Source organism: Sinorhizobium arboris LMG 14919 (assembly GCF_000427465.1).
Taxonomy (GTDB): Bacteria; Pseudomonadota; Alphaproteobacteria; order Rhizobiales; family Rhizobiaceae; genus Sinorhizobium; species Sinorhizobium arboris.
On record NZ_ATYB01000008.1, the window covers coordinates 1,441,778 to 1,464,139 of the forward strand.

At 63.8% G+C, this 22,362-nt stretch carries 18 protein-coding genes; 11 read left to right on the top strand and 7 right to left on the bottom strand.

Annotated features, from left to right (window positions below):
• Window position 1 precedes the first annotated feature (1 nt).
• Complete coding sequence (locus SINAR_RS0107340) at window positions 2–733, top strand: L,D-transpeptidase (protein ID WP_027998493.1); 732 nt, start codon at window positions 2–4, stop codon at window positions 731–733.
• Here the strand turns inward: SINAR_RS0107340 and SINAR_RS0107345 are convergent.
• Together SINAR_RS0107345 and SINAR_RS0107350 are read right to left on the bottom strand one after the other, a co-directional pair.
• On the bottom strand, window positions 730–1,851 hold the full coding sequence (locus tag SINAR_RS0107345) for a GNAT family protein (RefSeq protein WP_027998494.1): 1,122 nt from the start codon (window positions 1,849–1,851) through the stop codon (window positions 730–732). The genes SINAR_RS0107340 and SINAR_RS0107345 overlap by 4 nt on opposite strands.
• A complete protein-coding gene (locus SINAR_RS0107350; RefSeq protein WP_027998495.1) occupies window positions 1,848–2,582 on the bottom strand; it encodes a N5-glutamine methyltransferase family protein in 735 nt (244 codons plus the stop codon). The genes SINAR_RS0107345 and SINAR_RS0107350 overlap by 4 nt, the downstream gene beginning before the upstream one ends.
• A 223-nt stretch (window positions 2,583–2,805) precedes the next feature.
• Here SINAR_RS0107350 and SINAR_RS0107355 point away from each other — a divergent pair, with 223 nt between their 5' ends.
• Both SINAR_RS0107355 and SINAR_RS0107360 read left to right on the top strand, forming a co-directional pair.
• Window positions 2,806–4,116 (top strand): lipopolysaccharide biosynthesis protein, encoded by a 1,311-nt coding sequence (locus SINAR_RS0107355; RefSeq protein ID WP_027998496.1) that lies wholly within the window; start codon window positions 2,806–2,808, stop codon window positions 4,114–4,116.
• A gap of 26 nt (window positions 4,117–4,142) precedes the next feature.
• Window positions 4,143–5,264, top strand: coding sequence for a hypothetical protein (locus SINAR_RS0107360; RefSeq protein ID WP_027998497.1), 1,122 nt, complete (start codon window positions 4,143–4,145; stop codon window positions 5,262–5,264).
• An 86-nt stretch (window positions 5,265–5,350) separates the two neighbouring features.
• Here the strand turns inward: SINAR_RS0107360 and SINAR_RS0107365 are convergent, their stop codons facing one another.
• Window positions 5,351–6,007, bottom strand: a complete 657-nt coding sequence (locus SINAR_RS0107365; protein WP_027998498.1) for a LysE family translocator — start codon at window positions 6,005–6,007, stop codon at window positions 5,351–5,353.
• A gap of 210 nt (window positions 6,008–6,217) precedes the next feature.
• On the opposite strand from SINAR_RS0107365, the gene SINAR_RS0107370 reads away from it, so the two are divergent.
• The 4 genes from SINAR_RS0107370 to SINAR_RS0107385 are packed head-to-tail and all read left to right on the top strand — an operon-like array spanning window position 6,218 to window position 11,167.
• Complete coding sequence (locus SINAR_RS0107370; RefSeq protein WP_033057036.1) at window positions 6,218–7,834, top strand: GumC family protein; 1,617 nt, start codon at window positions 6,218–6,220, stop codon at window positions 7,832–7,834.
• A 13-nt stretch (window positions 7,835–7,847) separates the two neighbouring features.
• Window positions 7,848–9,179 (top strand): O-antigen ligase family protein, encoded by a 1,332-nt coding sequence (locus SINAR_RS0107375; RefSeq protein ID WP_027998500.1) that lies wholly within the window; start codon window positions 7,848–7,850, stop codon window positions 9,177–9,179.
• On the top strand, window positions 9,172–9,927 hold the full coding sequence (locus SINAR_RS0107380) for a polysaccharide deacetylase family protein (RefSeq protein ID WP_027998501.1): 756 nt from the start codon (window positions 9,172–9,174) through the stop codon (window positions 9,925–9,927). Before SINAR_RS0107375 ends, SINAR_RS0107380 begins: the two co-directional genes overlap by 8 nt.
• Before the next feature lie 10 nt (window positions 9,928–9,937).
• Entirely contained in the window at window positions 9,938–11,167 is a 1,230-nt protein-coding gene (locus tag SINAR_RS0107385) for a glycosyltransferase family 4 protein (protein WP_027998502.1), read from the top strand.
• A 118-nt stretch (window positions 11,168–11,285) separates the two neighbouring features.
• On the opposite strand, the gene SINAR_RS1000000137690 is transcribed toward SINAR_RS0107385, so the two are convergent.
• Window positions 11,286–11,513 carry a hypothetical protein gene (locus tag SINAR_RS1000000137690; RefSeq protein WP_033057039.1) on the bottom strand — a complete coding sequence of 76 codons (228 nt, stop codon included), beginning with the start codon at window positions 11,511–11,513 and terminating at the stop codon, window positions 11,286–11,288.
• Here SINAR_RS1000000137690 and SINAR_RS0107395 point away from each other — a divergent pair.
• From SINAR_RS0107395 to SINAR_RS0107410, 4 genes are read left to right on the top strand one after another with little or no spacing between them, the layout of a single operon-like run.
• Window positions 11,488–12,609, top strand: a complete 1,122-nt coding sequence (locus SINAR_RS0107395) for a glycosyltransferase family 4 protein (RefSeq protein ID WP_033057040.1) — start codon at window positions 11,488–11,490, stop codon at window positions 12,607–12,609. The genes SINAR_RS1000000137690 and SINAR_RS0107395 overlap by 26 nt on opposite strands.
• Complete coding sequence (locus SINAR_RS0107400) at window positions 12,606–12,995, top strand: hypothetical protein (protein WP_027998504.1); 390 nt, start codon at window positions 12,606–12,608, stop codon at window positions 12,993–12,995. Before SINAR_RS0107395 ends, SINAR_RS0107400 begins: the two co-directional genes overlap by 4 nt.
• 29 nt (window positions 12,996–13,024) lie before the next feature.
• Window positions 13,025–14,068: a glycosyltransferase family 2 protein gene (locus tag SINAR_RS0107405; RefSeq protein WP_027998505.1), complete on the top strand. Its 1,044-nt coding sequence runs from the start codon at window positions 13,025–13,027 to the stop codon at window positions 14,066–14,068.
• Window positions 14,065–16,224, top strand: coding sequence for a hypothetical protein (locus SINAR_RS0107410; protein WP_027998506.1), 2,160 nt, complete (start codon window positions 14,065–14,067; stop codon window positions 16,222–16,224). Before SINAR_RS0107405 ends, SINAR_RS0107410 begins: the two co-directional genes overlap by 4 nt.
• A 2-nt stretch (window positions 16,225–16,226) precedes the next feature.
• Here the strand turns inward: SINAR_RS0107410 and SINAR_RS0107415 are convergent, their stop codons facing one another.
• From SINAR_RS0107415 to SINAR_RS0107425, 3 genes are all read right to left on the bottom strand, one after another.
• Entirely contained in the window at window positions 16,227–19,460 is a 3,234-nt protein-coding gene (locus SINAR_RS0107415) for an efflux RND transporter permease subunit (RefSeq protein ID WP_027998507.1), read from the bottom strand.
• A 4-nt stretch (window positions 19,461–19,464) separates the two neighbouring features.
• Window positions 19,465–20,586: an efflux RND transporter periplasmic adaptor subunit gene (locus tag SINAR_RS0107420; RefSeq protein ID WP_027998508.1), complete on the bottom strand. Its 1,122-nt coding sequence runs from the start codon at window positions 20,584–20,586 to the stop codon at window positions 19,465–19,467.
• Window positions 20,587–20,759: 173 nt separating this feature from the next.
• Window positions 20,760–22,298 (bottom strand): M10 family metallopeptidase C-terminal domain-containing protein, encoded by a 1,539-nt coding sequence (locus tag SINAR_RS0107425; protein WP_027998509.1) that lies wholly within the window; start codon window positions 22,296–22,298, stop codon window positions 20,760–20,762.
• Between the last annotated feature and the right edge of the window lie 64 nt (window positions 22,299–22,362).

Consider the following 22,362-nt stretch of genomic DNA (forward strand, 5'->3'; position numbering starts at 1 on the left):
GATGTTTAGCAAAATCCAATTACAAAGACGCACGCTTCTTCTGGGAGCGATCTCCGCAACCGCAGCAGTCGCTGGGTGCTCGACCTCTGCTCCGCGGGTGGAGCGCGTTCCCGCGCCGCGCCTGGTGAGCCGCCCGATGGGGCTGGCAAGCGATGCCGAACTGGAAGCCAGATATGCCGCCGTCGAAGATGGTGGACATTTAATTCCGGCGATCCCCTACAGGCAGATGGATCCGAAATACTTTCGTCAGCGGGTACCCGATCCGACCGGAGAACCGGCCGGAACGGTGGTCGTCGACACGCCCGGGCGGTTCCTGTACCTGATCGAACCCGGGGGGACGGCGATGCGCTACGGCGTCGGGATCGGCCGCGAGGGCTTCGCCTGGCAGGGCGAAGGGATCATACACTGGCGCCAGCCCTGGCCGCGCTGGAAACCGCCGGCCGAGATGATCGCGCGCAAGCCGGAGCTTGAAAAATATTCCGTTGCGAACGGCGGCATGGCCCCCGGCATCGACAATCCCCTGGGTGCCCGCGCGCTTTACATCTTCCAGAACGGGCAGGACACGCTCTACCGTCTGCACGGTACCCCCGAATGGGACTCGATCGGCAAGGCGGTCTCGTCTGGATGTGTTCGCCTGGTGAACCAGGACGTCATCGATCTTTACAAGCGTGTACCCTATCATGCGCCGATCGTCGTCTATCAGAAGCCGCTGCCTGCGCAGGCTCAGGTTTAAGACCGTCTGAAACTGCCGCCGATCAGCCGGCTCCAATGTTCCCCCGCAAGGCCGTTGATGAAACCCTGTGCGTGACGAAAGGCGTCGACGAGTTCTTCCTCGCGGGAGTGGACGACGGTCGAAGCAGCATGGATGAAGCCGATGCGGCGGCCCATCATGGCCTCCAGCAGCGCCGGTTGGGTTCGGCCGCGAACCGCCGCGGCGCCGCGGGCGGCCGCGTGCTCAATCAGGCAGTCGAGGATCGGCCCGGCCTGCCCCGGCAGGGCGAGAAGCTGGAGCACGCGGGCCGTTCCGCCGGGCTGCAGGTGGTAGAAAAAAGCTCCCACGGGCGCACCGCTTCGCGTTCTCACGGCCGCCAATACCGGTTCACCGAAGTCCGGCTTCTTCTCCGCGTCTTCGAGGATGTGATCGAGCTGTCCCTCTGCCCAGGCCGGCCGCACGGCAAATTGCCTGGTCAGCGGCGCGAAGAGCTCGGCAAAGCCATGCCGGTCGATGTCGGCGACCTCTAGCGACCCGCGTGTGGCGGCGGCCTCGGGTACGCCCGACCAGCGCAGCTCGCCGCGTCGCAACCTGCCGCGATGACGGCGGTCGAAGGCATGAGCCAGCGGCCGCAGTGCCCGGGCGGGGCCGAACCGGCTCGCGACGAGATCGAGGCCGAAGGATGCAGGCCTGATGACGCGCATCCAGTCCAGGCTGTATTGCGGCAGCACGACGCCACGCAGCTTCGTCCACATCTGCGTCGAAACTTCGCTCGCCGTTTCGCTGAAGGAAAGGTCCTGCGGTCCGGCAAGGAACGCTTTCAGCAGCCGCGCGCCGGCCATCGGATCGCTTTCGCGGCCGTCGACCATCAGCGAGCCGCAGATGGCGGCGCGCAATGGCCTGCCGCGATACGTCATTGCCAGAGTGTTTGCTCCGACGAAGCCGGAGATGCGGCCGTCATCGCTTCTATACACGAGCGGGCGGATTTCCAGGTCGTTACCCGGGGCATCGATATAGAGTTGCCGAAGATATTCGACGAACGCAGGCGGCGGCTCCTCCGTGCTGTTGCGGAAGACCTTCTGGAAGAGTCGCGCGACAGCCGGGATATCCTCGGCTGCGAGCGAACGGATGTCGCTCATCTGTCTGCCCCGTCAGCCGCAGCGTTTGCCGCTGCACCTCCCAGCCTGCGCGCGCATGCGACGCGCGGCCTGCCGGACGAATCCTCCGCGAATGTCACTGCCTCATAGGCCTTCGTTCGGGCGAGAAGGGCCGCGGCCTGGCGATCCTGTCCCTCACCGAACTCGAAGAGAAGCCAGCCGCCCGGTTTGAGGAAGGCGACGGCCTCGCGGATCAGCCGCTGATGGATGGATATGCCGTAGGGACCGCCGTCGAACGCCTCCCGCGGTTCGCTCGCGAGAAGGTGCGCGCTGTCGCCTTCGAGGCGGGATGTCGAAATATAGGGCGGGTTGCAGACGATCATGTCGACGGCGCCCGCGAGGCCTTCTCGCGCAAGGGCGGCGAAGAGGTCGCCCTGCCGGATGACGACCCGGTCGCCAAGCGAGAGGCGCTCGACATTGCGTCGCGCGAGCGCGACCGTGCTGTCGGTCAGGTCGGCGCCCCAGATACGCGCAAGCGATATCTCTGCGGCGATCCCCAGAGCGAGATTGCCGGAGCCGCAGCACATGTCGATCACTGCCGCCGGTCCGGTGCGCTCGCGCAGGATCGCTGCCGCGCTCCGGCCGAGGAGTTCCGTTTCTTCCCGCGGCACGAGCACGTCCGGTGCCAGTTCCAGCTCGATGCCCATGAATCGCACAAGCCGTGGCGCGCGACCTCCGGTCTGGCCGTCAATATGATTGTCGCCCTGCAGCACGAATGCTCCTTCGGTTGTCGGACTGGATGTCGATCCGGCTCACACTATCGCATGCAGGTAAACGGAAGCTGAAATACAAGTGCCTGACCGGACGGCAGAGCTGCAGGCGTACGTTAACCGGCCAATCATTTCTGCGTGCTAGCTTTCGCGGCGATCGGCGAGGGCGTCGGTGCAGATACGCAGCCCTGCGCCACCCCAAAGTCGAATTGTCAAGGCAGATCGGATGGCCCCGGAAGGTGTGACGGAACAGCGCGGATACAGACCATTCCTGCCGATGGTCATGTCCTATCTCGCTTCCGGCGGCAGTCTGGTTCTCGGTTCGGCGGCGCAGCTCCTTACCTTTGCCATCCTCGCACGCTGGCTCGGCGTCCACGAGTTCAGCGTTTTCGTCGCGATCACCGCAGTCGCCAACATCGCCGTCCATCTCTGCGGGCTCGGGGCGATGGAATGCCTGGTGCGTCGGGTCGCACGCGACCGCGCGATCTATCCGCAGATGCTCGGACACAATGTCATTTTCACGGTGGCGAGCGGGGCGGCGCTGGTCCTCCTGGGGGCGGCAGTCCTGCCGTTCTTCTTTACGCTTTCGCCGGACCCGGTGACGAACGCCGCCGTTATTACGCTGATGCTCGTCACCAATATCCTGCTGGTCCGGGTGATCGTTCTGACGGAGCAGATCTTCATCGCCCATACGGATTTTGCCTCGGCGAACAAGGTCGTCGTCGGCTTTGCGGCGGCGCGAACGGTCGCGGCGGCACTCGCCTGCATCGCCTTCGGCGTCACAAGCGTCGCCTCCTGGGCGGTGTGGCAGTTTCTCTGCCATGTCCTCGTTGCGCTCCTCTGCATGCGGGCAATCCGGGGACTTGGTGCGCCGCGCTACAGCATCGTACGGGAGGAAATTCCGCAGGGCCTTTATTTCAGCATTCCCTTCATTCTGCGTGCACTGCGTCAGAATGCCGACCTGCTTGTCTTGAGCCTCGTCACCACCGCCGAAATCGTCGCCAGCTACAGTGTCGCACGCCGCATGCTGGAGAGCAGCTACCTTTCGGTGGAAGCGCTAAACCGGCTTATCTATCCCGGCTCCGCAAGAGCTGCGGCGGCGGGGCTTCACCACGCGCTGCAGCGGGTGCGCAGGGTGCTCGCAGCCGCCACCCTCATCAGTCTCGGCGCGGCCACTGCCGTCTTCGTCCTGGCGCCGCTTCTGCCCTATCTCTTCGGCAACGAATATCTCTCGCTGGTCGGCTTCGTAAGAATCCTCTGCTGGGTCGTGGTACCGCTCGCGATGTGGTCCGTCGCCGTCGAAGCCCTCGGTGCCTCCGGCTACCATGCCGCCCGCGCGACGGTGATGGGGTTCGGCAGCGTTGCCGGTGCAGGTCTTGCGGCTTGGGCGAGCTGGTACGCACCTCCGACCGGCACATTCGTCTCCTTCTATGTGATCGAGATCGCGATGGTGGCCGCGTCATGGGGCGTATTCCTGCATTTCGTGCGGCGCGACCGGGTTCAGGCTGCACTCACCTTCGGCGCGAGCGGCGCATGAGGAGCAGCGAGCCGCAGGAAATTCGGATGGCAGAGGGGTTGTCGACCAATGCGGAGCGACGCGGTGGAGCGCGCGCCATGACGCCGGGTGACATTCCGGCGGTTGCTCGGCTCTTCAACAGGATTTTCCGCAAGCACGACCAGGCGCCCGGAGAGGATCTCCGCGGCTATCTCGAGACTGTCTTTTTCGGTAGTCCCCACTATTCTCCTGACCTCGGCAGCGTGGTGCACGAGAACGCGGCGAGCGGTATAGACAGCGCGATCCTCTCGGTGCCGATGGCGTTCATGGTCGAGGGCCGCCCGATCGTCGCGCGCCTTCTCTGCGCTTTCATGGCGGATGGAAAGGCCGGAGCGGTCGGGGCTGCGCGCCTCGCGCGCACCATGCGGGCGCCTCGCCAGGACATGTGCTTCTCGGACAATGCGTCGCCGGTCAGCGCCGACCACTGGGTCGCGGCAGGCGGCTTCGTCCTGCCGATCCAGAGCCTCGAATGGCAGCGTTCTTTTCTGCCTCTGACGGCGGCAGCAATCCTTGCGGGCACTCATTTCCCGATGGCGGGCTCGCCTGTCCTCGTCGGCGCCCTCAGGATTGTCGACCGCGCACTGCGCCGGCTGCGGCCCTCCATGCGGCCCAAGGCTCAGGGCGCGTGCCGGATCGAGCCGGCCAGCGCGGAGGAATTCCTGGAGTGCGCGGGCCCGATGCTGGAACGCTTTGCCGTCCGCCCGGCCTGGTCGCGATCCGAATTCGATTGGCTCATGCGGGTCGCTTCCATGAACCGGAATCTTGGGACGCTTCAGGGCAGGAAGATCGTTCTGGCGGACGGCCGCACGATCGGTGCCTTTCTCTTCTTCGGCAAGCAAGGCGCCGTGGCCACGGTGCTCAACCTCGTCTGCGAAGAGGGGCGCGAACTCGATGTCGCCGCGGCGACGTTCGCCCGGCTCGATGCGGAAGGCTACGCGCTGGCTGCCGGCATGGCTCAGCCGTTCCTGATGAACGCTATCTCGCGCCAGCGATGGCTGTCATTCCGGCACCGCGGCTACTTCTGCATGGTGACCCGCCATGCGGGCCTCAAGGAAGCGGCAGAGCGCAACGACATCTATGTCGGCGGCCTCGCCTCCGAGACCTGGAGCCGGCTGCTGACGGATTTTTAGCATTTCGTTGCCGTTGCAGGCGCTCGGCTTTTAAGAGTGCTCCTGAGGAAAGGCGCTTTTCCTGGACGTGCTCCAGCCGGTGCTGTTCAGCGGTGAAGGGAGGGCGCGGCTGGAGAAAACAGCAATCGTATGCCCAGGGCGATCATGACGCAGCCTGCGATGCGCTGCTGCCACGCCGCAAAGGCGCTGTTGTGCGACAGCCAGTTGCTGAACGCGCCGGAGGTCAGAGCCACCGTACCGAGGACCAGCAGCCCGGTGGCCTTCATCGTCGCTCCGAGGATGAGGAATTGCAGTGCCGGCGACCCGGCGGACGGCTCGACGAACTGCGGAAGCATCGCGAGCATGAAGGAAAGCGCCGCCGGATTCGTCAGATTGCAGATCATACCCTGCCGGAAAGGGCCGAGAAGCGACGCCGACATGGCGCGGCCCCGCGCTTCATGCAGAAGGGTTTTACTGCCCGCGGTCAGGAACCGTATCCCCGCATAGATCAGGTAGGCCGCTCCGATAAATTGCATGGCCTTGTAGAGCAGCGGCGATGACGCGACGACCGTGGCAAGGCCCATGGCAAGCAAGGGTATCTGGACAAAGCCCGCCGCGACGCATCCGAAAGCCGTTGCGAGCGCAGCCTGCCTGCCGTGGCCGATGCCGCGGCCGATGACGAGCATCATGTCCGGACCGACTCCGGACAATTGATAGGCGAGCACAGCGCCCAGAAATGCGGCATAGGTGGTCAGGTCGGGCATTCCTCAGGAACTGCGGAAGCGGATCGAAGTTCCCCGGCGGAAACGAATGCAGGACTGTGGAGCGCTTTGGAAAGAGTCCTGCCCGAAAGGTTACCGCCCGGACACTCGGCTTAACCGAAAATTCACCCTGCAAGCCCTAAATCTGCATGGGGAATGTTGCTTATGCGGAAATAAGCACCTTGGTGGCTCCAAGGGGATGGGGAAGAGCGGATGTATCGGCGCAGCGAGCCCGAGGGACAGGGCTTACGACGTGAACGGGCTTATCAGCGCCTTCGCTCGGGTGGAGGGTCGTTGCTCGACCTCGTGCCCGCGGTAGCGGAAGAGCCCGCTGCTCCCGAAGAAGTCGGCCCCGGGGAAGAGGCCAGGCCGACCGCCCGCGCAACCGAGATTCCCGCCGCCGTCCGTCACGCGCGCGCTCCTGAGGAGCAGCCTTCGCCCGTTGCCGATTTTTTCCCGCATCTCCACCTCATGGGCAGCATCGGGTTCGACGACATCTTTGTCTGGCTGCGCGACGGGGTCCGCTGGATTGCAATCGCGCTCATCCTCTCGGTTGCCGCCGCTTTCGCCTATGCCGTGACGGCGACACCGCGATACACGGTCTACACCGATCTCGTCGTGGACCCTTCCAATCTCAACGTCGTCAGCGATGATGTCTTTACGTCCAATCCGCAGCGCGACGCGCAATTGCTGGAAGTTGAGAGCAAGCTCAGGGTTCTGACGTCGCGCAACGTGCTCCAGCGCGTCATCGACGGGCTGCGGCTTGCGGACGACCCTGAATTCGTCAAGCCGTCGCCGCTCGACTGGCTGAAGGCGCTGATTTCTGCGCCGGACGGTAAGGCGGGCAAGGAACTGGCAGCCCTGCGGGCCTTATCGGAGAGGGTCGAGGCGCGGCGGGAGGAACGCTCCTTCGTGGTGGCGCTCGAAGTCTGGAGCGAGGAGTCTGCCAGGGCCGTCACCCTCTCGGACGCGATCGTGGAGGCTTTCGAGGCGGAACTGTTTCAGGCCGCGGCCGAGAGTGCCGGTCGGGTGGCGCAGAACCTGAATGCACGTCTCGATGAACTTCGCCGTAACGTCACCGAAGCGGAGAAGAAGGTCGAGGATTTCAGGCGCGATAACGGTCTGCAGTCCACCAATGGCGAGCTTGTCAGCAATCAGCTATCGGGCGAGCTCAATACCCAGGTTCTCGGCGCCCAGCAACGCTTCATCCAGGCGGAAACGCGTTACAAGCAGATGGGCGCTGCTGTCGCTTCGGGCCAAACCGCGAGCGCCTCGGTGTTCGAGTCGGCCAATATGACCAATCTGCGCCAGCAGTATAATGTCTTGCAGCAGCAGATCGGCTCCATGCAGCTCACCTATGGAGAGCGCCATCCGCGGCTGGTTGCCGCCCGCTCCGAGCGCACAGCGCTGGAAGCCGCAATGAAGGATGAAGCCCGGCGCATTCTGGAGCGCGCCAAGGCCGACTTCGACCGGGAGCAAGAGGCGCTCGATGCGCTCCGCGGCAAGGCGGATGACGAAAAGTCGAACGTCTTCACCGATAACGAGGCGCAGGTGCAGCTACGCGCTCTCGAACGTGACGCACGCAGCAAGGCGGCGATCTACGAGACGCATCTGGCCCGCGCCCAGCAGATCACCGAACGCCAGCAGATCGATACAACGAATATCCGCGTTATCTCGCGCGCCCTGCCGCCTAAATCACGCAGCTGGCCGCCGCGTACGCTGGTTCTCCTGGTCGGCGGCGCGGTCCTGGGTCTCGCCCTCGGCATCGCCGCCGCACTTGCCCGAGGCCTCTGGAGGTTCCTTCGCGGCAAAACGCATGCGGCTGCCTGAGGAGCCGGTGAGGATGAAGCGCGTGGGCGGTGGAGAGGTCGTGCCGACGAATGCGTTGCGGGCGCGTGTCGGCACCGTCCTGTTCATGGCGATATTCCTGTTCTTCTGGATATCCATCAATCCATTCGTGGACTTGACGGGCGAGGCGGTGCTGGACCCTTCCGCCGGCAATTCCAACCGGCTGAACCAGATCATCTCGCTCCTGCTTTTCGCCGCCATGCTCGGCTACGGTCTAACTCACCCGCTGCGGGAGACAATCCTGCAGCCGCGTGCACTGCTGGCGAGCCTTTTTTCCTGGTTCATCTTCGTTTCGGTGGTTTCGGCCCATCCGATGCTTGGCATCAAGGGCGTAATCCTCGCCGTGATGGTCACCGTAAATGCCAGCATCTGCCTGCTGCTGCCCGCCTCGGAACGCCACTTCGCCAAGATGCTCGGCATCGGCATTCTCATCATGCTGGGCGTCGCCTATTACGGCATCGTTTTCAAGCCGTTGCTCGCCGTTCACCAGGCTTCGGAACTGCGCGAGCCGATGAATGCCGGCCTCTGGCGCGGCCATTTCCCGCACAAGAACAGCGCTGCGGCCGCGATGGTGATCGCAGCCTTCATCGGCCTTTACGTCATGAACACCTGGTCGCGGTTCGCCGGGATCGTCATCGTCGCGTTTTCCTTCATGTTCCTCGTCAACACCGGGGGAAAGACATCGACGGCGATGCTGCCGGCCATCCTGCTGCTCGCCCTCCTATTCGAGAAGGTGCGCTTCCTTCGCCTGCCGATCGCAGTGGGCGGCGTTGGACTCTTCAATCTCTTCGCCGTTGGCTCCGCCGTCTTCACGCCGCTCGGCGAATTCGTCAACGGACTCGGTATCGATGCGACCTTCACCAATCGCGCCGATATCTGGCGCTTCGCCTTCGGTGCGCTGGCCGAACAGCCCGTCACGGGCTATGGTTTCAAGGCGTTCTGGCAGACGGAAGAACTCGTTTACAGCGGCGGCTCGGTCGAGACCTGGGCCGTGGCGGCCGCCAACGGCCACAATTCCTATGTCGACATTGCCTTGATGACGGGTTTCCCGGGGCTTGCTCTGACCCTGTTCTGGATCCTCTTTCTGCCTCTTCGAAACATTGCCCGCATCGCGCCGGAGCGCGAGCATACGCATCTGACGAGGCTGTTCGTCCGCATATGGCTCTACACCATCTTTAACGCCGGCCTCGAAAGTCTCTTCTTCGAGGGGGGGAGCCTTCTGTGGTTCACATTCATGGTCGCGCTGTACGGCCTTTCCCTGCAGTCCAGCGCGGAACTGACGGCAGCCCCGGCGCGCGCTCTTCAGGGGAGGGTAGTTCATGTTTGAGAGCCTGAGCAGGATCGGTCCGCTCGTCGACAGGCTTGCGAACCGGGCGATCTGGAAACTGGCGGGAGCCCGGCGTTCTTTGGAAGCCGACATTCCGCTCGTTTCCTTCACGTTCGACGATGTCCCCGACAGCGCACTTGGCGCAGGCGCAGCCATCCTCGAGAAGTATGGAGTCCGCGGCACCTTCTATATAGCGGGTGGGCTTGCCGGGCAGGTGGAGCCGGATCGAAGCCTGATCACGCCCGAAGGGTGCAGCGAACTGCTCGCCCGCGGGCATGAAATCGGCTGCCACACCTTCTCGCACCGGAGGGTGCGCGACATTGCCGGCCTTGGCTCCGATCTCGACCGCAATGCCGAGTACCTGAAGCATGTCGGCGTTTCTCCGGCTGCATCGAATTTCGCTTTCCCCTACAACGCTGCCTGGCCGTTGGCACGGGGCGAGCTCCGCCGCCGCTACCGGACCTGCCGGGCAGGGGGCGAGGATATCAACCGCGGTGCCGTCGACCCGATGATGCTCAAGGGCGTCGAGATCCGCCAGCCGGAGGGCGGAGCGCGCGCGCTGACGCGCTGGATAGACGATCTCGTTAAGCGTCCCGGCTGGCTGATCTTCTTCACGCACGACATCGCCGCGCAGCCCACGAATTATGGCTGCACCCCCGATACCTTCGACCATCTGGTCCGCTACGCCGTCGAAAACGGATGCTGCATCCTTCCCGTCGATAGCGCCGTCGACCGGATCGGCTGGTAAGGAGGCCAAGGTGACCGGAAAGCGCCTTCTTGCGATCAACAATTATTTCTACCGTCGCGGCGGAGCGGAGGCGGTCTTCTTCGACCATATGAGCATGTTCGGCGAGATCGGCTGGGACATCGTTCCCTTCGCCATGCAGCACGATCTCAACGAGGCGTCGCCCTGGTCGGACTATTTCGTCTCGGAGATAGAATACGGCCGCCGCACCGGTCTCCTGCGGAAGGCCGTGCAGGCGGCGAGCGTCGTCTATTCGCTTGAGGCGCAGCGCAATCTCGGCCGGCTCATCGAACGCGCACGGCCTTCGGTCGCCCATGCGCATAACGTTTATCATCACCTGTCGCCGGCGATCTTCTCGACGCTGAAAGCCGCCGGCATTCCGGTGGTGATGACGGTCCACGATCTGAAGCTCGCCTGCCCCTCCTACAAGATGCTCCGGGACGGCAGAGTATGCGAGGACTGTCGCGGCGGCAGGGTCTACAATGTCCTGCGCCATCGCTGCGTCAAGGGATCGGTGCCTTTGAGCGCCGTGGTGCTCGCGGAAACGGTGCTGCACCGCTTGCTCGGCCTTTATCGCGACAAGGTGGACCGGCTGGTCGTGCCAAGCCGCTTCTATCTGGAAAAGCTCGCCGAATGGGGCTGGCCGCGCGACAAGATGGTTCACATCGCCAACTTCGTCGATTTCACCGGTCTCTCCGGTGAATGGCAGGAGGGCGATTATTTTGCCTTTGCCGGCCGCCTGGCGCCGGAAAAGGGCCTCACGACCCTGATCAGGGCGGCGGCTTTGTCGAACCAGCGGCTGGTCATCGCCGGGACCGGTCCGGAAGAGCCCGCCCTTCGCCGCCTCGCGGCCGAGCTCAAGGCGGACGTGACCTTCGCCGGCTATCTCTCGGGCGAGAAGCTGCACAGGCTGATCGGCGAGTCCCGCGCGCTTGTGCTGCCGTCGGAATGGTACGAAAACGCCCCCATCAGCGTGCTCGAAACCTATGCGCTCCGGCGCCCTGTGATCGGCGCGGCGATCGGCGGGATTCCGGAGATGGTCCGGGAAGGCGAAACCGGATTGCTGGCGGCTCCGGGGGACGCCGGCGACCTCGCCAGAGCGTTGCGCGAAATGGCGGCACTTTCGCCGGCAGAACGCGCCCGCATGGGGGCGGCCGGCCGGTCCTGGGTCGCGAGCGAATTCTCCGCCGCCGCCTACCGCGAGAGGACGCTCGATCTTTATGGGGCGATCGGCGTAACCTGAGGCTTCTCCTCCGATCCTCATTCCGGTGACGCGGCACTGCTGGATGCCTGTGAGGAGCACAGGCATGCGTCCGTCCAGGCCACTTCGCAACTGTCGTCTGCCACCGTCTGATTATCGGTCAGATCTCTACGATTTTAATGACCTTCTTACCGGGATGGTAGGTGCTCTGCTCGTAAAAGATGCGAACTGGGTTATCGCTGGGGCGCAACACCATGAGCAGAAGATCGGGAATTTCCCGAGATCGTCCTTCGGCAGGGCCGAACGCCTCGGCAACGTCGAGCGGCGCAACGGCAAGTGTGCCTGCGGGCTTTTGTCGTGAAATGCCAGCCGACCGCCGCCGGGTCATGATGCTCGGGCTTCGTGGCATTCCGAACGTACAGGGCGGCGTCGAAAAGCACGTGGAGATGCTCGCAGGCCGGCTGACCGCGCATGGCTGGGAAGTCGAAGTCGTCGGGCGCCGGCGCTATCTTCCGGGTCGCGCGCCGCATTTCTGGAATGGAATCCGGGTCACTCCCCTCTGGTCTCCGCGTATGATGGCGCTCGAGGCTATCGTCCACACCTTTCTGGGCGTATGCATCGCGGCGCTGCGGCGCCCGGATATCCTGCACATCCATGCCGTCGGCCCGGCGCTCCTGGTGCCGCTCGCCCGGCTGATGCGCCTCAACGTCGTCGTCACCCACCATGGCTACGACTACGATCGGCAGAAATGGGGTGGCTTTGCCAAGAGCATGTTGCGAACCGGCGAACGCATGGGCATGCGGCTCGCTCAAGGCCGGATAGCGATCTCCAGGGAGATCGTCGAGACGATGGGCGAACGCTATCGCGTGCCGGTTGCTCTGGTGCCGAATGGTGTCGCGGTTTCGCGCTGTGACCAGGCAACCGGTATTCTCGGCGAATTCGGTCTGACGCGGCGGCGTTATATCCTGCTTGCGGCGCGCCTGGTTCCGGAAAAGCGGCAGATTGATCTTATCCGGGCATATGCAAAGCTCGAAAATTGCGGATTCGATCTCGTACTCGCGGGTGGGGCGGAATTCGTAAACGCTTACGAGGAGGAAGTAAGGACGCTCGCGAGCCGCGTGCCGGGCGTCGTCCTGACAGGGTTCCAGACCGGCGACCGCCTTGCGGAACTCTTCGCCAATGCTGCGCTCTTCGTCCTGCCGTCGAGCCACGAAGGTATGCCGATCGCGCTTCTGGAGGCGATGGCCTATGGTCTCCCGGTCCTGGCAAGCGACATCGTGGCCAACCGGCAGCTCGGCCTGCCCGCCGGCGACTATTTTCCTCTGGGCAATATCGATGCCCTTGCGTCCGCCATCGCCGAAAAGATCGCCAGTCCCCCCGACGAACAGGAAGCGCTGGCGCAAACCGCGCGCGTCGAGGCTGCCTATAGCTGGTCGAGCGTGGCGCTGAAAACGCTTGAAGTCTATCGGGCGGTGACAAAATGAATCTCAGGCGCGGCGCCTCCGTCCTCGCGTGGTCGCTTCTTGGCATCATCGCCTACTCCACGCTCACTCCGCTCGACCTGCGCCCGCACATGGGCGGTTCGGTGCAGCTCGAACGGTTCGGCGCATTCGGCCTTACGGGTCTCATGTTCGCGCTCGCCTATCCAAGACACGTGCTCGCCGTTCTGGCGGCCATGCTCGCGGCGGCGGGCGGGTTGGAACTCACCCAGATGCTTGCCGCCGACCGCCATGCGCGGTTGATCGACCTTTCGGTCAAAATGGCCGGTGCCAGCTGCGGCGTCGCCACCGGCTGGCTGCTTATCCGCCTTTGGCAACGATTTCAGCCTGGACCCGCAGGCACAAGCCAAAGCGCAAATCACCGCGGGTAGACATTCGCCACGCGATTCCGGAGGCCCTCTTGACCGTATCCATCATCATCAAGACATTGAATGAAGAGAAACGGATTGCCGCGACGATCGAGAGCGCGCTTGCAGCACTCACGCACACGGGCGGCGAGGTTATCATCGCCGATAGCGGCTCCTCCGACCGCACGGTCGATATCGCCTCGCGATACCCCGTCGTCATCGCCCAGATCGCCCCGCCCGCGCGACCGAGCTGCGGCATCGGCCCGCAGCTCGGCTTCCAGCATTCCCGCCATGATTACGTTTGTCTCATCGACGGCGACATGCTGCTCGACGCTGCCTTCCTCAGAGACGCCGTCCGCTTCCTGGCCGACCATCGGACCATGGCGGGGGTTACCGGACATGTGGAGGAGATGCATATCTCGAATCTCGAATTCGCGCGCCGCGTCAGCCGCAATGCGCCCGAGAACCGGACGGGTCCGATCGATCGCATGAATGGCGGCGGGCTCTACAGGCGCAGTGCCATCGAAGACGTCGGCTACCTCTCCGATCGGAACCTGCACGGCTACGAGGAATTCGATCTCGGCATTCGCCTCAGAAGTGCCGGCTGGGGACTTTACCGGCTCGACCGCCGTTTCGTCCAGCACTTCGGCCATACGGAAAATTCCTACCGGCTGCTCGTTCGCCGCTGGAAGACCAAATATCTCTATGGGATCGGCGAGCTCCTGCGCGCTTCTCTCGGCAAGCCATATTTCTTTCAGCTCCTGCAGGAACTGCCGGAGCTGAAGCTCTGGGCTCTCGTCTATCTCTGGTGGCTGGCCTGCCTCGGCCTGATCCTGCTGGTGCCTGATACGCTCCTGGCCCTCGCCGCCGTCTGCGCGAGTTTCGCCGTCGCCGTTCTCGCGGTCAGCTTCCGAAAGGGCGGCCTCAGCATGGGCCTCTATACGGTCGTCGCCTGGTTCTTCCATGCGGCCGCCCTTCCTGTTGGATTCCTGCGAAGCCGGCGGCTGCCTGCCGAGCCGATCGAAAGCACGATCCTCGGAAAACCTCCTCTCGGGAAATCTTCTCCAGGGGAACCGGCCCTCGGAAAAACCGCATGAGGAGACGATCGCTCGTCGCGGCGTTGCTTTGCACGTGGCTTGCCCCGGCCGCAAGTGCGTCCGAATGGGTGCCGGTTCGCGAGGTCTCGCTGGAAGTCCGCACCGGCAGTCCGCTTGATTTCTCGTCCCTTCTGCCGAACGCTTCGATCGATGCGGATCGTCGCCTCGTTGCAGGTCCGGATGGCCGGCTGGCCTTTGCCGGGGCGCCGGAACAGCCGGTCAGAATGCTATGCGCGTCGCTCGCCTGGAGCCCGGCTTCGGGTGGCTTCCCGGACCATGGCAGCGCCGACCGCTACGCACGCCAGCTTGCGATGCACGGATACAATATCGCCCGGCTGCATTTTGTCGATGCGAGCCTGATGTTCGGCAGGCAGAAGGATTTCGATTTCGATCCGGAGACGCTGGATCGGATCCATTATCTGCTGGCGGCGCTGAAGCGCAACGGAATCTATTGGATCATTGACGGGCTCTCGTCTCCGCGCGGCGCCTATGGCGGCCACGACGACCGATGGGATGCAAGCGGCGATCTCAAGCTCCGGCTGCATCTCGACGAAGATGCCTTTGCGCACTGGCGCAAGCTGCAGGAGAAGTTCCTCGCGAGCGTCAATCCCTATACGGGGACCGCAACCCTCCACGACGACGCGCTCGCACTCGTAATTCTTGCCAATGAAAACGGCGTCGAATTCGACAGCGTCGTGCATGAGCGGCCCGACAGGCCGGCCTATGACGAGGCGCTGGCGGATCCGTTCAACCGCTGGCTTTCGGCGCGCTACGGATCGACGGAAGCGCTCGCACGTGTCTGGGGGGATCTCGGCGGCGACGAGCGGCTCGAAGCGGGTTCGGTGAAGCTTCCGGCCAACCGCTACGCCGATGGTCCGCGGATGCGCGATCTTCAGGCCTTCTTCGTCGAGATCGAGCGCGCCTCCGCCGCGCGCATGAGCAAGGTTTTGCGCGATCTCGGCTATCGCGGGCTGATCAGCACCTACAACAATTGGCCGACGGTGCAGACCGCGCTTAGCCGGCGTGATCTCGACGCCGTGACGATGAACACCTATCACGATTGGGTCGGCGGCTATTCGCCGGGCAGCGCGCTGACGCAGGCGAGTTCGCTTGCCGACGGCGCCAACTACATGCGCATGATCGCCGCAGCGCGGTGGCTTGGAAAGCCTTTCATCGTCAGCGAATACGATCATCTCTTCTGGAACCGCTATCGTTACGAGGCGGGGCTGGCGATGCCGGCTTACGCCGCGCTCCAGGGCTGGGACGTACTTTGCCGCCACGGCCACGGACCGATCGTACTCGCCTATGGCGAACCCTTTGCGCACAAGAGGGCGATGCTCCCCTACGCAATCGCGCTCGACCCCGTGGCACGCGCCGGCGAGACGCTCGGCGCACTCGTCTTCCGGCGCGGCGATGTTGCGACCTCTGCGATCACAATCCCCTTCGCCGTTCGTGGAGAGGCGGATCTCGGAGAGGACATACAGGCCCGCGAGCCGGAACGGCTGACGGATCTGGCGCTTGTCGGGCGCATCGGCGTGCGTTCCATAGACAGCTTCGATGGGGAAACCGGTGTCGCGCAACCACGTGACCAGACCGCCGAAACGATCCTTGCTGCACTCCGCGGTGAAGGTGCGGTTGCGGCTGAAAACCGCACGGACATCGCAAACGGATTATACGAGAGCGATACAGGACAGATTGTTCTCGATCGCCGGGCGGGACAGCTCCGCGTCTCGACGCCCGCCACGGAAGCTGCCGCCTTCTCCTCTCTGCGCGAACCGATCGATCTCGGTTTCATGCGCATCCGAAGGGCGGACGGGAACGGGCTCGTGGCGCTTTCGGCCGTCGATGCTGACGGCACTCTTTCGGAAAGCCGGCGCCTGCTCTTGATCTTTGCAACCGATGCGCAGAACACCGGCATGGTCTTTCGCGACAGCGAAGAGAAAGTGATCGAAGATTTCGGCGCGCTGCCGGTGAGAATCCGAAAGGGCTATGTCGATCTCGAACTGTCGCGAACCGCTGCCAAGTGGAGCGTGTCGCCGGTCGGCCTCGACGGCACCGTCTATCCGCCGGTCGACAGCGGCAGCGGACGCGTTGCCTTCCGTCTCTCGAACGACACGCCCTACGGACCGACCCCCTATTTTCTTGTGGAGATGTAGGTTCAGCCGGGGAGGTTCCGATCTTGTCCGACGGGTTGTGCCCGCTCGTCGCCGGCGGGCTCGAGACTTTCGGGGCTCTTCGCTGCGGCATGCGGCGCCTCGCCGGCCGCGTGCGGCGACAGACCGGCGAGCTTGTGGCCCCGCTCGCGCAGCCACTGGAAAACGACATAGAGCGCCGGAATGATGAAGATCCCGAGGAGCGAAGCCGCGAGCATGCCGCCGGCGACGCCCGTGCCGACCGCGCGGCGGCTGAGCATGCCGGCGCCCTCGGCCGTGACGAGCGGGATCAGCCCGACGATGAAGGCGAAGCTCGTCATCATCACCGCGCGGAAACGGGTGCGCGCGCCCTCGACCGCGGCATCGGCGATGGGGACGCCTCTTTCCCGCTGGAATTTTGCGAATTCGACGATCAGGATCGCGTTCTTGGACGCGAGCGCGATCAATACGACGAGGCCGATCTGGGCATAGATGTCGAAGGAGAGACCGGCGATCAGCACAGCGACGAGCGCGCCGGCGACGCCGACGGACACCGAAAGCAGAACCGGTATCGGGATCGTCCAGCTTTCGTAAAGCGCCACGAGGAAGAGATAGGCAAAGAGCACGGCCAATGCCAGGATCACCGTCGTCTGACCGGCGGCCTCGAGCTCCTGCAGCGCCGTTCCCGTCCACTCGAAGCTGTAGCCCGGCGGCAGCGTCGCGGCGGAGACCTGTTCCATTGCTGCCAGCGCCTCGCCCGAGGAGACGCCGGGCGCCGGCTGTCCGTTGAGTGTGATCGAGCGGTAATTGTTGTAGCGCACGATCGACTGCGGCCCAACGATGTAGTCCACGCGCGCGACCGAGGCTACGGGCACCATCTCGCCCGAAGCGTTGCGTACATGCAGCCGGGAGATGTCATCGACCGCATCCCGGTCCGCCTCGGCCGCCTGCATCGTGACTCTCCAGCTCCGGCCGAAAAGATTGAAGTCGTTGACGTAATAGGATCCGAGCGTGCCCTGCAGGGTCGCGAAAAGATCGCTTACGGAGACTCCGAGCGCCTGCAGACGATCGCGGTCGAGATCGAGATAGAGCTGCGGCGAACTCGCCGAATAGGTGCTGAAGGTCGGCCCGAGCTCTGGGTTCTGATTGGCCGCCACCATCAGCCCGCCCGCCGTCGCGGCAAGCTCCGCCGGTGATCGGCCCTGCAGGTCAAGCAGCTGATATTCGAAGCCCGAGCCCGTGCCGAGACCGATGATCGGCGGCAGGTTGAAGGCGAAGATCTGGGCATTTCGGATGGCCGCGCCCTTGGCCATCACGGTGCCGATCGCGGTGTTGACCGAGGCGGATTCGGCCTGGCGTTCGGCGAAGGGCTTCATCGTGACAATGGCGAAGGCGCTGCTCGATTTGGCGATGCCGTCCAGGAAACTGTAGCCGGTCACGGTGGTGACGTTCGCCACGCCCTCGATGCCGCCGAGCATGGTTTCGACCTCGCGCACCACGGCGTCCGTCCGGTTGAAGGAGGCGCCTTCCGGAAGTCGGATTTCGGTGAAGAAAGCACCCTGGTCCTCGCTCGGCAGGAAGCCGGTGGGAACGATCCGGAACAGCCAGCCGCTGGCGCCGATCGCTATGGCGAGAAGGATGACGCCGATAACGGCTCTGCGCGCGATGCCTCCGGCGACATGGGCATAGCCGTTGCGGGTGCGATCGATGCCGCGCGAGATCCAGCCGAGGATGCCGCGCTTTGGGCCGTGATGCGGTTTCAGGAGGATTGCGCAAAGCGCCGGGCTGAGGGTCAACGCGTTGATCGCCGATATGACCATCGATACCGAAACGGCGACGGCGAATTGCTGGAAGAGCTGTCCGCTCAGGCCCGGAATGAAGGCGACCGGCACGAAGACCGAAAGAAGGACGAGCGTGATCGCGACGATCGCCCCGGTGATTTCGCCCATTGCGAGACGCGCCGCCTGCGCCGCGTTCATGCCGGGGTTTTCCTCCATCACCCGCTCGACGTTTTCCACCACCACGATGGCATCGTCGACGACGATGCCGATCGCGAGCACCAGCGCCAGAAGCGAAACCGTGTTCAGCGAAAAGCCCATCGCCAGTATGACGGCGAAGGTGCCGACGAGGGCGACCGGGACGGCGATCAGCGGAATGAGCGTGGCACGCCAGTTGCCGAGGAAGAGGAAGACGACGATGATGACGAGCGCGAAGGCCTCGAACAGCGTGTGCTCGACGTTCTCCACACTCGCCTGCACGAAATCGGATGTATCGTAGGAGATGGTGTAGGTGAGGCCCTCGGGGAATGCCGCGGCGAGGCGGTCCATCGCCTGTTGTACGCCCTCCGTGGCGGCGAGCGCATTGGCGCCCGGCGCCTGATAGGTGCCGATCATTGCCACCGGCTTGCCGTTGATGCGGGCGACGGAGTCCGAGCTCACCGAACCCAGCTCGACGCGCGCGACGTCGCGAATGCGAACGAAGGAGCCGTCCGCCTCGGCTCTCAGAACGACGTTCTCGAATTGAGCGGGATCCGTCAGCCGGCCCTGGGTCTGGATGTTCAACTGGAAAAGCGGGTCGTCCGTCATCGGCTGTGCGCCGACGCGGCCGATCGCAGCCTGGACGTTCTGCGTCTTCAGGGCGTTGATCACGTCCGTCGGCGTCAGCCCGAGATTGGTCAGGCGGTCGATGTCCAGGACGATCCGCATCGAATAGTCCTGAGCGCCGAACAGCGCTGCATCGCCGACTCCCGGTACGCGCTTTATCGTGTCGAGCACGTTGATCGTCGCGTAGTTCGAGAGAAACAGATTGTCGAACTCGTCATTCTCGCCATGAATGGCGATCACCTGCATCAGCGAAGAGGATTTCTTCTGGACACTCACGCCACTCTGCTTCACTTCGGCCGGCAGTACGGGTTCGGCAAGCGCGACGCGGTTCTGCACATTGACCGTGGCGATGTCCGGGTCGGTGCCGACCGCAAAGGTAACCGTCAGCGAGTAAGTCCCGTCGGCGCCGCTGGTCGATTTCATGTAGAGCATGTTGTCGACGCCGACGACCTTGCTCTCGATCGGTTGAGCGACCGTCGCCTCGACCACGTCCGCGCCTGCGCCCGGATAGCTTGCCGTCACGCTGACCTGCGGCGGGACGATGTCGGGAAACTGCGCGACCGGCAGCCTCGTCAGGGCGATCAGGCCCGCGAGCGTGAGCACGATGGAAATGACCGCGGCAAAGCGCGGGCGATCGATGAAGATTTCGGAGATCATCGGCTCAGCCACCCGTGGTCGTTGCGGCTACGGCGTCAACCACGATTCCCGGCCGCACCTTGCCCACGCCCTCCGTTATGACGTTCTCGCCCTCCTTCAGCCCCTTGGCTACGACGGCTTGGCCGCGGCTGGAGCGGCTTACCTCGACGCGACGAAGTTCCACCTTGGAATTGGCGTCGACCACCATGACGAAGGCGCCCTGCTGGTCGCGCTGAACCGCCTGTTGCGGTACGGCCAGCACGTCCTGCGGATCGGACTGTTGCAGAATGATCCGGACGAGCGTGCCGTCGAGAAGGATCCCGCCGGGATTGGGAAACTCGGCGCGGACCGTAACGGTGTCGGTGCCTTGCGAGACGGTGCTTGCGACGAAGTCTATCGTGCCTTGCTGCGGGTAATCGGTGCCGTTAGGAAGCGTGATGCTGACATGGGCGCCGCCGGAGATCTCACCCTTTTCGACGCGCTCGCGATAGGAGAAATAAAGGGACGTCGCGACGGGAAACTCGACATAGATCGGATCGAGACGCGTCAGCGTCACGAGCGGCCCGCTGTCCGGTGTGACGAGGGCGCCGACGTCGACCGTGGTCAGGCCGACCACGCCGTCGAAGGGCGCGATGATCTTCGTGTAGGAAAGATTGAGTTCGGCGTTCTGTCTGCTGCCCTTGAGGCGCAGGATATCGGCTTCGGCCTTTTTCAGCTGCGCATTCGCGGTGTCGAGCGTCGCCTGGGCAACCGTGTTGGTGGCAATGAGGCGCTGGGCCCGGTCACGCTCCAGCACGGCGAGGTCGCGCTGAGCCTCCGCTGCAGCGATCGAACCCTCGATTTCCTGCAGCGCGGCGCGATAGGCGCCGTCTTCCACCTGGTAAAGCAAGGCTCCGGCCGAGACGTTCTGCCCATCCTCGAAATTGACCTTTTCGAGGAAGCCGGACACACGGGCGCGAATGTCGACCTTCTGCACCGCAACGACCTTGCCGGTCAGATCGACGCTCTCGCGCAGGTCCATGATCTCGGCCGGCGCCACCGTGACGGCCGGAGGGGGCTGCTGCGCATGTGCCGTTGCCACCATAAGGCCGGTCGTCGCGACCACCCCGCATGAAAGGGCCGCGGCCAGAATTCTCCAAACGCGCATGCAATGCTCCCTCGAAGCGATGCTGGCCAACCGGGACCAGGCAGTGAGTGATGCGGGATCACAGCACTTTCCTCGATCCAAGTCACGCCTCAAATTCGCGCAACTTGAAATTGCTCCTGTTCTTTATGCCCCCCTTAGGAATTGCCGAACGGAAGGGATGCATGCGCCGGCGGCTACAGTATGAAATAGCCTTTCTGCATGGTCACGGCATCGTCGAGATGTATCGCGAAGTCCGCCTTCCTGTCGCCGTTGACGTCGCCGTAGACATAGGTGTCGGAGGCTTCCCTGCTATAGCGCAGTTCGCCCTTCTTCCCGCTGAAAGCGGCGGTGCCGACGAAGGCAAACGCCTGGTCGCCGGCAAGCGAGGTATTGGCATCTATCGTGGCGAGGTCGATCCTGTCGGCCTTCGCCGTGAAATCGAAAATGGTATCGCGCCCGGAGCGCGCGACGGTCGTATCCGAAAGCGCCTTGAACACGATTCGGTCGGCTCCGCTGCCCCCGGTCAGGCGGTCCGCACCCGAGCCGGCATAGAGCAGGTCGTTGCCGGCTTCGCCGAAGAGTTTGTCGTTGCCTATCCCGCCATAGAGCCGGTCGGAACCGGCGCCGCCATAGAGGACGTCGTTGCCGGCGTCGCCGTTCAGCAGGTCGCCGCCGCCGTAGCCCCAAAGCGTGTTCGCCGCCTGATTTCCCATGATCGAGTCCCCGGCCGAGCCCCCCTTGACGTTTTCGATCAACGAGCGCGCGTCGCCGCGGAAAAGCAGCGCATTGAAGACATTGCCGCTGGAAAACCCGTCGTTCGGGCCGCCGCCGAGCCAGGCGAGCTGGTCGATGCTGAAGGTCGAAGCCTTGCCCGGCCTCAGATCGATCTTGAGCGCAGTTTTATAGGCGCTGAGGTCGTAGGTGTCGTTGCCGCCGCCGTCCCATATGGTGGCGAAAATGCGGTTGTCGCCCGGCGTGATGGCGGCCGCGCCATTGACGAAAGTGACGCCGCTGCCGGGAGTCCATTTATAGACGGTGTTGCCGCCATTGGTCGTGAAATCGGCGCCGTAGATTGCCTGCAGCGCGGCGATGTCGGCCATCATGAAGGTCTGCGGCGCGCCGAACTGTTCGTAGGTGTACGAGCCCCCGACGGCGTCGCCGACAAAACTTCTGTAGGACATAACCGAATATTCGATCGAGTCGTATTTGGCGGGCGCGGCACCGTAGCCGTCCACTTCGTGGCTGTGCTTCAGGCCGAGCGCATGGCCGATTTCGTGCAGGTGGGTCTGCCATGCGTAATTGCCGGCCACCGGCTTGCGAAGATCGTCCGCCGTGCCGGCGAAGGCCGTACCGAACCAGACGTCTCCGCCGGCGGCACTGGCCTCGGGGAAATAGGCATAGGCGGTCTCCGCCAGCGCCGTCTGGGCCAGGCGGATGGTGGCGGTGCCGGCGCTGCCCTGCTTGAAGACGGCATTCGTGAAGCCTTCGACGGAAAAGCCGTCATCGGCGGACGAACCGAAGGACTGCTCCATGGCGAACAATGCGGCTTTCGTCTGAGCCGTCGAGACGGAAGCAAAGCCCCAGTATTTTTCCCAGCCATAGGCGTAGCTTCCGCTCCACTTCGGGAAAGAATAGGTAATCGTTCCCGACCAGGCGTAGCCGGTGAATAGCGTATCGGCGACGATGTTGCCGGTTGCTTTGACGAATTTAAGTGACTTGCCGGTACCGCTCATTTACGTTTCGCGTGATTTTTGAGACAACAGTTCAGTTGCTATCACAGGCAAGGCTTATACAAAA